Source organism: Bartonella sp. AA16NXGY (assembly GCF_042197325.1).
Lineage (GTDB): Bacteria > Pseudomonadota > Alphaproteobacteria > Rhizobiales > Rhizobiaceae > Bartonella.
In genome coordinates this window covers 5,819-15,423 of record NZ_JBHIRR010000010.1, presented here as the reverse complement: position 1 = coordinate 15,423, position 9,605 = coordinate 5,819, and the positions used below count along the sequence as shown (strand labels likewise).

General features: G+C 40.2%; 12 protein-coding genes. 3 read left to right on the top strand and 9 right to left on the bottom strand.

Annotated features, from left to right (window positions below):
* Positions 1-577 precede the first annotated feature (577 nt).
* Complete coding sequence (locus tag ACFINK_RS06620; protein ID WP_375613621.1) at positions 578-901, top strand: hypothetical protein; 324 nt, start codon at positions 578-580, stop codon at positions 899-901.
* Between the two features lie 937 nt (positions 902-1,838).
* Here the strand turns inward: ACFINK_RS06620 and ACFINK_RS06615 are convergent.
* The 9 genes from ACFINK_RS06615 to ACFINK_RS06575 form a co-directional block, all read right to left on the bottom strand.
* Entirely contained in the window at positions 1,839-3,008 is a 1,170-nt protein-coding gene (locus ACFINK_RS06615) for a DUF6990 domain-containing protein (protein WP_375638460.1), read from the bottom strand.
* 12 nt (positions 3,009-3,020) lie between these two features.
* Positions 3,021-3,395, bottom strand: coding sequence for a hypothetical protein (locus ACFINK_RS06610; protein WP_375638459.1), 375 nt, complete (start codon positions 3,393-3,395; stop codon positions 3,021-3,023).
* 353 nt (positions 3,396-3,748) lie between these two features.
* A complete protein-coding gene (locus ACFINK_RS06605) occupies positions 3,749-3,955 on the bottom strand; it encodes a hypothetical protein (protein WP_375638458.1) in 207 nt (68 codons plus the stop codon).
* Between the two features lie 137 nt (positions 3,956-4,092).
* Complete coding sequence (locus ACFINK_RS06600; RefSeq protein WP_375638457.1) at positions 4,093-4,659, bottom strand: hypothetical protein; 567 nt, start codon at positions 4,657-4,659, stop codon at positions 4,093-4,095.
* A gap of 113 nt (positions 4,660-4,772) precedes the next feature.
* Positions 4,773-4,922, bottom strand: coding sequence for a hypothetical protein (locus ACFINK_RS06595; protein ID WP_375638456.1), 150 nt, complete (start codon positions 4,920-4,922; stop codon positions 4,773-4,775).
* Between the two features lie 24 nt (positions 4,923-4,946).
* Positions 4,947-5,519 carry a hypothetical protein gene (locus tag ACFINK_RS06590; RefSeq protein ID WP_375638455.1) on the bottom strand — a complete coding sequence of 191 codons (573 nt, stop codon included), beginning with the start codon at positions 5,517-5,519 and terminating at the stop codon, positions 4,947-4,949.
* A gap of 116 nt (positions 5,520-5,635) precedes the next feature.
* On the bottom strand, positions 5,636-5,785 hold the full coding sequence (locus ACFINK_RS06585; RefSeq protein ID WP_375621752.1) for a hypothetical protein: 150 nt from the start codon (positions 5,783-5,785) through the stop codon (positions 5,636-5,638).
* A gap of 30 nt (positions 5,786-5,815) precedes the next feature.
* Entirely contained in the window at positions 5,816-6,349 is a 534-nt protein-coding gene (locus tag ACFINK_RS06580; protein WP_375638454.1) for a hypothetical protein, read from the bottom strand.
* Positions 6,350-6,497: 148 nt separating this feature from the next.
* A complete protein-coding gene (locus tag ACFINK_RS06575; protein WP_375638453.1) occupies positions 6,498-6,662 on the bottom strand; it encodes a hypothetical protein in 165 nt (54 codons plus the stop codon).
* Between the two features lie 906 nt (positions 6,663-7,568).
* Here ACFINK_RS06575 and ACFINK_RS06570 point away from each other — a divergent pair.
* On the top strand, positions 7,569-8,132 hold the full coding sequence (locus ACFINK_RS06570; RefSeq protein WP_375611626.1) for an NADPH-dependent FMN reductase: 564 nt from the start codon (positions 7,569-7,571) through the stop codon (positions 8,130-8,132).
* A gap of 18 nt (positions 8,133-8,150) precedes the next feature.
* Complete coding sequence (locus tag ACFINK_RS06565) at positions 8,151-8,666, top strand: Rossmann-fold NAD(P)-binding domain-containing protein (RefSeq protein ID WP_375638452.1); 516 nt, start codon at positions 8,151-8,153, stop codon at positions 8,664-8,666.
* The last annotated feature ends 939 nt before the right edge of the window (positions 8,667-9,605 follow it).

Genomic DNA, 9,605 nt, shown 5'->3' with positions numbered 1-9,605 from the left:
TCATAAAGGCAGTATCCAATCTATAAGAGGATGCACCCTAGCCCTCAAAAGAGTGCATCCTTCCCCTCAACGGAGACTGCCAAACCCTCATAAAGGCAGTATCCAATCTATAAGAGGATGCACCCTAGCCCTCAAAAGAGTGCATCCTTCCCCTCAACGGAGACCGCCTCAACCCTCAATAAAGCAGTATCCAATCCATGGAAAAGATGCACTCCGCCTTCAATAGAGTGAATCCTTCCCTTCAAGGGTTTTACTCAATTTTCATCGCATCTCATTTTTATGAACCCTCATTTTTATGAATCCTTGGTCAAAGGCACAAAAAGAAGTTTGCTAGCAACTATTGTATCACCCACCTTATGGGATTCCACTTGCCTACAGAGCTTTCAAACTTTTTTACGCCTTCATAAAATCGAATCTGAAAGAATTCATTAAGGCAATTAAGAGTAAATTTTGTCAAAATATAGACAAAGTTTATTCTTTTTTGTGATTGTTGTATTTTTACTATAGTTATTTAAATCGAATTTATATATGATACGTATCGATATTTATTTATCGAAATAAATATAGGAGAAAAACTATGAATATCAGATATTTTTTCATAGCTGGGGCTATTACAAGTGGTTTAGCTCTCGCGATTCAAAAATCTGATCGTATAGTCAATAAACAACCCTCTCCTATTGTTGCTCCTTATACTATTGAGAAAACAAATTTACAGTTTGTTAAACAAGTAAGGGACACATCGGATACATTGAATATACTGAGAGTCAGTAATAGAAGCGCATCAGAACAAGCATCAATCAACGATATATACGATAAAGCAGAAAATTTATTGAATGCAATAGCTGGTTTTTTAGGATCACTTATTATATATTTCGTACAACTTGTTGCTACTAGAATATAAGATACAAAAAGTTCTTAAAGTAAGGTTATATACATTTTGTATATATTGTAAAATTTAAATAAAAAGGCCCTTTATAAAATGGGGCCTTTTTTAGTTTAATTTTTCCTTTGTTTTAGTTTAGTTTTTATTGTGTTTTTATTTTTATTGGCCAAATATCATCGCCTTCAAAAATGCCATTTTTACTTGTCTCACATCTCAAATGACAAAGGCTCTAACTCCCTAGGGCTCTAACTCCCTAGCTTCGCTCCCATAGCGCTTTCGTTAATAAGGGTCCGCAATCTTCTTGTTCTTCCCAAAAATTCTTCTGTTTTCAAGAAAATGACCATGCATCTCCTCTGTCATCGGATTGGCTTCCAGATCTCCATGAAGCAGACTGAAAAACACAAAAATACCATAAATTTTTATATCAATATCACCATACTGAAACACTGTTGAAGCTTAACAAGCGCTGCTTCATTGGCAAGGACTTCTTAAAAAGACAAAAAATACCTCAAAGGCAAAAGAGCTTAACACTGCTCAAAAATGCCATTTTTTGCCTTCCTCTCACCTCAAATGACAAAGGCTCTACCCCCTAGCTTCCCTCCCATAGCACTTTAGTCAATAGAGCTTCCCCATAGCGCCTTTAGTCAATGGAGCTCCCCCCATAGCGCTTTAGTCAATGGACCTTTCCCTCATACCGCTTGAATAAGCGATAATTTATGAGCATTTTCTAACAAAAAAGAGACCGCCTTTAAGAAGAGAGTAGAATTTATAATTGATTTTTCTCCTCTATTCTTGAGGATCAAGCCATTTCCAGTCTATTTTTTAAAATCTTGGCTATTATTCTTGATTTTTCGAACCCTTTATTTTGCTCTGGTAAGAAAGATGTGAAAGCGCCATGATTGAGACGCTTTCACATCTTTTAAATAAAAGTGCTTTTCTTCAACAGGAGAATAAACTAATCAATTTTTATATCCATAAATGCGATTTTACCATCTTTAATATAAGTAATATCAGGAGCATGTTTTACCCCCTCTGCTTCAAACACGAACTGTTCATCACTCACCCCTTCAAACCCTTGTTCCCTTAATTCTTGTTTTTTCTCCTCGACTAATTTTTTATGCAAAGCGCGTTTTTGATTACACGTATTAGGAGATCTTACTCTAAAAAGCTGATAGTCCATGGCTATAGACCACTTCTCAGCAACCCGTTCCAGTAGATCGTAACTGAACTTTCCTTCCTTTTTCACTTCTTGAGCGATCACCATCGCGCGTTCCAAATGGACTTTTTCAATGGTTTCATCAAAGCCAAGCTTCTCCCCTGCCGTAAAACTTTCGTCATAAGAAGCTAAAGTCTCAACATCGCCCAGCAAGGCAAGAGCAGCAAGATGCAGCAAAGCATAAGGTGCGAACTCTACGTCTCCATCCGTTGCCCATGATAAAGAATCTTTTTCCCAAGGGGGAATACTATATTGAGAGCGAAACATTTCATGCAAAGAATCATCTTCCATTGTCCATTTTAAAGTTGTATCGAGTGCTTTCTTTAAAAGCTTGGCGCTCACTTTTTCTTCAAAAATTTCCAATCCATTGGGTACAAAATTCATAAATACTGTTGGCAAAATCCCAGAATTATGCGGATTAATCGTCTGACAAGCCGCCGCAAAAATACCGCTCATAATTAAAAGCCCGCGATCAAAAGGCGAAAACTCTTCCACTCGTTTCTCGTTATAAAGAAACTGCACTTCACGATCGGGTAAAAAGAGGGTTGCCAAATAATCTCCTTTTCCCTCGATGTCCACAGACCACCCCAAGCTTTTTAAAAGCGCTGTTGCACTTTCTATCGTGAGAATTTCATCATCATCATAACCGACAAAGGGTTCTTTTTCCTTTGCCTTTAGTTGCAAACGCCTCTCCTGCAGCACGGCTTCATCTTTCCAAAACTGCTGCGTTGCAAGATCATTTTCTTGAAGCACTCTTTCCAGCTCGCCTTTCACTTGAAAATTCATTTTCATCCGTTTGAAGACAGAGGTATAAAGAGCTAAAACAAGCATGATAATGATCATGCAAATAACAATAAATACCCAGAACTCGGGATCTAATAGAAATACGGCTATAGGATCAAAGTTCATGTTCCCCCCTCACTATTTACACAACCCGTGCGACAGAGAGCTTATGTGCTCTCGCACCGAGATTGCTTCTTCTAGTTTCTGAATATTTTTTTGCAACTCACCCGTCACTTTGGTGCGAAGCCGTAACATAACCGGAATAAAAATAATGACACAGACCGTTATGGCGACCGTTGTTTTAAAGAGAACGGCATGCACAACATATTGCCACCCTGTCAGCTGCCAATTTAATACACCTGGTATTTCTAGAACCATTCTCCACATGACAATGAGAACCGCAATAGCAAAGATAATTTTATAATCCTTTGCTGAGAGTAACGCTTGCTGAAGCGAAAAAGAATGCGCTCCTTTATGCGTTTCTTGCTCTGATGCCCAATTTTGCTCCTTCATGTATTCCCCTCTCACTCTTTGAAAAGACCCCGTGTGACAGAGAGCTTATTTGCTATCACACCGAGATTGCTTCTTCTCGTTTCTGGATCTTTTTTTCCAATTTTTGCATTATGATGATGCAAAACCCAAATATCACCGAAATCAAGAAAAGTACACAGGCCGTTATGGCTTACGTCATAATAAAAATTATAATATTCCTGCTACCTTGCCACCCTCTTACCTTCCTCACATCTCAAATAGTGAAGATTTTCAAACCACGCCAATCTATAAACAATAGTCACAATTCAGCTTTTTCTTCCTAAAAATTCTCCTATTTTCAAGAAAATGACCCTGCATCCCCACTTCAATAGGATTCATTTCAAAGCTTGAATGAACAAGGCTCCTAAAAATACGAAAACAACCCATATACCGCGCGCCCCTACAAGCAAAACCGTTCCTTCCTCACGCCTCAAACGATAAAGTAAGTCCCAAGCACTCACTCTAGGCTCTAAACCCCAAGGGCTCTTATTCCCTTTTATCAATACTAATCCATAATCGGCTTTTCTTTCACTCAATGCCACCCTCAACACTGCTCCTTAGAGCAATGTTTACGGACACCTCATGAAAGAGCACCAAAAAATATCAGAGGCAAAATGGTATAGAGAGCAATCCCTATAAAGGCTGAATCTCTCATAATTTCTTCATTATTTTTTCCCTCTCATGACTTCTCAAACGCTGTATCCTGTTCTTGCAAGACGTTTTTCAGTTCTTTTCTTAAACAGCGATACGTTCTCACCTGCTTAAAGACACCATAATAAAGTTGTAAAATCCCCATGGGAATAGCAGCAAACCACAGTGTCACGAACACAAGCACGAAAACAAATATCATGACAAGAATATCGTCCATTTTCCAGTTCACACTTTCTTTATATCGATCCTTTTGATCGGTTATTTTACCCCGTTGCTGGTTTATTTCTTTCAATTTTTGAGTATTTTTTCTCAACAAAAGCCACAATGTTATGAAGAGTATCAACATAACTGGAAACAAGACCCAAACACACACTATAATAACTTGCCAAAACGCACACAGAGAGAGAAAAAGAGGTGTATCCTGCCACCCTGTCAAGTTCTCTTGGCTACCTAAGGATGGAAGAAAGAAAATCCTGTTGCACAACTCAATAATGAGCGAGAGGAAACAAATGACAACATACTCTTGCACAGAAAAATAATCTTTCTCGAAAAAATGGCGCAGTCCATTATAAAATGCTGAATTTTTCCCCTTCATTGCTCTTCCTTTTTATGAAAAACGCATTTTTTATCTCATGCCCGCTCTTTTAAGAACCACGAAAAGTGCGATGCATGGCGCTTCCCTTGTTTTCAACAAAAAACCCCAATTTTCTAAAAGCGTGGTTGCTCTTCCCAATGATTAAGAGCATCTTCCTCATTACAAACCTGATAGGCTTCTTTATCCCCTTTGCCTGATGATTTTCCAACCATCCCCTCTTCTTGTGTCACGAGAGCTTCTAAACGTTGCCTCTCCCCCCTCACAATAGCTACGCAAGCGCTTTATAGCTAGGCAAGCGCCTTATCGTTCTCTTTTCTTATGCGTTTTAATTCCCGTCTCACTTTACGATACGTTCTCACCTGCTTAAAGACACCATAATAAAGTTCTAAAATCATCATGGGAATACAAGCAACCACCAATGTCACGCACATAAGCACGAAAACAAATATCATGACAAGAATATCGTCCATTTTCCAGTTCACACTTTCTTTATATCGATCCTTTTGATCGGTTATTTTACCCCGTTGCTGGTTTATTTCTTTCAATTTTTGAGTATTTTTTCTCAACAAAAGCCACAATGTTATGAAGAGTATCAACAGAACTGGAAACAAGACCCAAATACACACTATAATAACTTGCCAAAACGCATACAGAGAGAGAAAAAGGGGTGTATCCTGCCACCCTGTCAAGTTCTCTTGGCTACCCAAGGATGGGAGAAAGAAAATCCTGTTCCATAGCTCAATAATGAGTGAGAGAAAACAAATGACAACATGCTCTCGCACAGAAAAAATACTTTTTTCGAAAAAATAGCGTAGTTCATTATAAAATGCTGAATAAAATGCTGAATTTTTCCCCTTCATTGCTCTTCCTTTTTTTATGAAAAACGCATTTTTTTATCTCATGCCCGCTCTTTTAAGAACCACGAAAAGTACGATGCATGGCGCTTCCCTTGTTTTCAACAAAAAACCCCAATTTTCTAAAAGCGTGGTTGCTCTTCCCAATGATTAAGAGCATCCTCCTCATTACAAACCTGATAGGCTTCTTTATCCTCTTTGCCAGATGATTTTCCAACCATCCCCTCTTCTTGTGTCACGAGAGCTTCTAAACATTGCCTCTTACCCCTCACGATAGCTACAAAAGCGCCTTGTCACTCTCTTTATCTTACGCGTTTTAATTCCCGTTTCACTCTACAATAGGTTCTCACGCGCTTGAAAACAAAATAATAAAATTCTAAAATGAGCATGACAACACCCGCAGGAAAAAAGACGTTTAGCAGAAATATCAACCAAAAGTATACGATAAAAAAACAGATTATTTTTTCTCTATTGTTTTTTACTGGATTATTTTGTTGATCGATTGTGTGACCCCGTTGCTGGATAGCCTCTTCTAACTGCTGAATCTTTTTTTTCAACAAATACATTAAGATGAGATAAAGCACCAATAAAACAGGCATCAAGGCAACAACAACAACCATGATGACTTCACGTAGCACAAAGAGCGCCAAAAGAGTGCTATCCTGTGATACACTCAACGGCCACTTGGCTTCTAATGGAATCAAAAGAGCTTTATAACCTATCCCAACAAGGATAGAAATAAGACAAATAATCATATGATCTTTATAAGAACGAAATGATTTTCCAAAAAAAAGAGAGCACCGTTTGTTATAAAATGTGGAATTTTCCCCCTTCATTTGCTCTTCCCTTTTATGCAACTGTTTGTCCCTAACTTTTATAAGGACACGCATAATCTCTCAAGCACAATTGCATCCATTATGGTCAAACAGAATACCTCAGAGAATACTCGTATTGCATATTCATGTTGCCAATATTTTTGCCAATTCACGTGCTTGTTTTAAAGAAATCTCTCAACACTTCCAAACCAACGCGCATCACCCCCATTACCCTAAGGCTCCCGACAACAACCATACCACTGCCCCCTACAAACAGCCATACCGCTCTGCCCCTACAAACAGCCATACCCCCCACTGCCCCTACAACAGCCATACCGCTCTGCCCCTACAAACAGCCATACCCACTGCCCCCTACAAACAGCCATACCGCTCTGCCCCTACAACAGCCATACCGCTCTGCCCCTACAAACAGCCATACCCACTGCCCCCTACAAACAGCCATACCCACTGCCCCCTACAAACAGCCATACCGCTCTGCCCCCTACAAACAGCCATACCGCTCTGCCCCTACAAACAGCCATACCCACTTGCCCCCTACAAACAGCCATACCGCTCTGCCCCTACAAACAGCCATACCACTGCCCCTACAACAGCCATACCGCTGCCTCTACAACAGCCTTTACCCGCACCCCCCCTACAAACAGCCATACCGCTCTGCCCCTACAACAGCCATACCGCTGCCCCCTACAAACAGCCCTATCTAGCTTCTACGATAGCCTTTATCCCTTGAAAAGACAGAAGCATTTTTATTCTTTTCTCTATTGTTTTCCGCCCACTTAAGACATGAAAAAAGCAACTTCCATTGATGCGCAAATTGATCGCGCAATAAGAGCATTTGAAATGAGAAAATCTTACAACTTTCTTATTCCAATTAAAAAGGATCAATGAACATTCAAAATATGACGATACATTCCATTTTTCATTAGAGTTCTTGCAAGCCAATAGCTTAGAATATATTCATAAAAGCGCTTCTAAGACAGAGAGACAGCCGCGATTCTTGAGATCAAGCATTTTAATATTAATGAAAGCACTAACATTCCCTTGCAAGTTTGAGGTGTTGTTTTGTTAACAATCTTGTTAGCATGAACTGATTCTATGATGATGCGATATCATCACAATTGCTCTTTATAAACAGCATAATGATACGCATCATTTTACTCACACTTCTTTATAAGCCTTGCGTTATAGGCTTGTGGGGAAAAGATAAAGGAGAATCCTGTTGAATATAGCAATTATTTTGGGGTCTGTGCGTCAACCTTCCTTAACAAGAACTTTAGCCAGTTATTTAGCGGATTGCCTCATAAAGCGGGGTGCATCACTTCATTGGGTTGATTTGCGTGAACAGCCCTTGCCGATGACAGATCCCGATTATCATCAGCAGGTAGAGGCTAATCCAAGTGCTGCGGTCCGTGAGTTTGTCAAAACCATTGCCGCGGCTGATGGCGTTATTCTAGCAAGCCCTGTTTATCAAGGATCTTATTCGGGTGTTTTAAAAAATGCTCTTGATAATTTGAGCTATAATGCCTTTTTAAATAAACCTGTTGGACTTATCTCTCATGGGAGTACGGCCAAAAAATGCGCACAACCGTGTGAGCATTTAGTGCCGGTGGTGCACACGCTTTATGGTTATACACTCCAATGTCAAATCGCCTCTTCCAACGAAGATTTTTCCTCAGATGATGAAGGTCGTACTTGGAAAGTTATAAGTGAAGAGGTACAAACACGTTGTGAAAGACTTGCTGATGAAATGTACACATTTTTAAAGCAAAGAGGTGGGATTTAAAGTAATAAGGGAGGGGGCATGAAAAAAAAGGATGCGCACTATCGTTATTTAGTGGTAGGGGGCACAGGGATGCTTGCCCCTTTGTATCAATCACTAGAGCCGCAAAAAGTGATTATTGCTGCACGCTTTCTTTCCCATAAAGTCCAGCTTGAGGCATTGCACAACAAACAGTTGTGTGTGTCGTTGGATTATGATTGTGCGGCATCAAAGGCGCAATTTTTAGAAGCTGTGAAGCAATGGCATGATCTAAAATATTGCATATTATGGATTCATTCGCCCGCCTATGCATTTTCTTGCGCATTAATTGAGCAGTTGGCTCTTTTGCCTAAACCGCCATGTATTCTTCATATTTTTGGTTCCAACATGCATGATCAAATGATCCTCGAGTGCGCGCGCAAAAACAAGGTTGATTTTATCCCCATTCAATTAGGACAAAAAACAACGCCCAAAGGTTTACGATGGCTGACCCATAAGGAGATAAGCCAACAGGTACTGGATGCCATAAAAAACCATATGAATAAACAAAACTTATGATCAAGACCTCTGCTTTGCAAAGAAGCAGTGCCCCTTCAATCTCTATCCATACCCGAACACCCTCTTGAATAGCCCATACTCTCTTACATCATAGGCTTTGAGAACGAACAATCCCCCTCCCTTACGCCTCTAAACAGCATGCCTATATCAACAGCTTCAAAACCAAACGTTTTTCTAACCCTTCTCACACGGGCTTATCCCCCTCTCACAACCATCACAGCTCTTGACCAACCACACACCTTTTTACAGTTCCACGTTTTTTACGATTTTGCAAATTTACAGAAAACAAGCAAACTGCCGATAAACCGCCCCATTAAAGCCTATCACCAGCCTATCATCAGCCTATTACAAACCTATCATCAGCCTATTCATTGCCATTAGTCCTTTCCCCCAGAGATCAGCGTAAAATGAGAAAAACAATCGATGCCCTCCTCCCAAGCCGTGAAGAAATGGCATGATCTAAAACTTACGCCTCCCCCATGACACGAGCACTACATGCGCTTTTTCAGCGCTGCGTTTAATTGTTTGGTAACCTTGTAATAAGAGATCAAACGCTTGATAAAGAAATATACAGTGCCACACGCGCACTTTATTTTCCTTATCTTTTCAACACCATTCCACACACACTTCCCTTTTCCCCCAACGCCCTCCATTACCCCAATTCCCCAATCCCCCATTCCAATGACACATTGCACAATCCAACCTTTACACCTCCATTGGCACCCTCTTCTCCCCATATCCTCCCCACAACCATCACGGCTCTTGAGCAACCACACACCTTTTTACAGTTCCACGTTTTTACGATTTTGCAAATTCACAGAAAACAACAAACTTCCGATAAACCGCCCCATTAAAGCCTATGCAAGCCTATCACCAGCCTATTACAAACCTATCATCAGCCTATTCATTGCCAACAGCCCTTTTCCCCCAACGCCCTCC

Bases quoted from the DNA above. Each gene is read 5' to 3' on its own strand.
- ACFINK_RS06620 (WP_375613621.1), top strand. From the start codon at position 578: ATGAATATCAGATATTTTTTCATAGCTGGGGCTATTACAAGTGGTTTA.
- ACFINK_RS06615 (WP_375638460.1), bottom strand. From the start codon at position 3,008: ATGAACTTTGATCCTATAGCCGTATTTCTATTAGATCCCGAGTTCTGG.
- ACFINK_RS06610 (WP_375638459.1), bottom strand. From the start codon at position 3,395: ATGAAGGAGCAAAATTGGGCATCAGAGCAAGAAACGCATAAAGGAGCG.
- ACFINK_RS06590 (WP_375638455.1), bottom strand. From the start codon at position 5,519: ATGAAGGGGAAAAATTCAGCATTTTATTCAGCATTTTATAATGAACTA.
- ACFINK_RS06575 (WP_375638453.1), bottom strand. From the start codon at position 6,662: ATGGCTGTTGTAGGGGCAGTGGGGGGTATGGCTGTTTGTAGGGGCAGA.
- ACFINK_RS06565 (WP_375638452.1), top strand. From the start codon at position 8,151: ATGAAAAAAAAGGATGCGCACTATCGTTATTTAGTGGTAGGGGGCACA.
- ACFINK_RS06600 (WP_375638457.1), bottom strand. From the start codon at position 4,659: ATGAAGGGGAAAAATTCAGCATTTTATAATGGACTGCGCCATTTTTTC.
- ACFINK_RS06580 (WP_375638454.1), bottom strand. From the start codon at position 6,349: ATGAAGGGGGAAAATTCCACATTTTATAACAAACGGTGCTCTCTTTTT.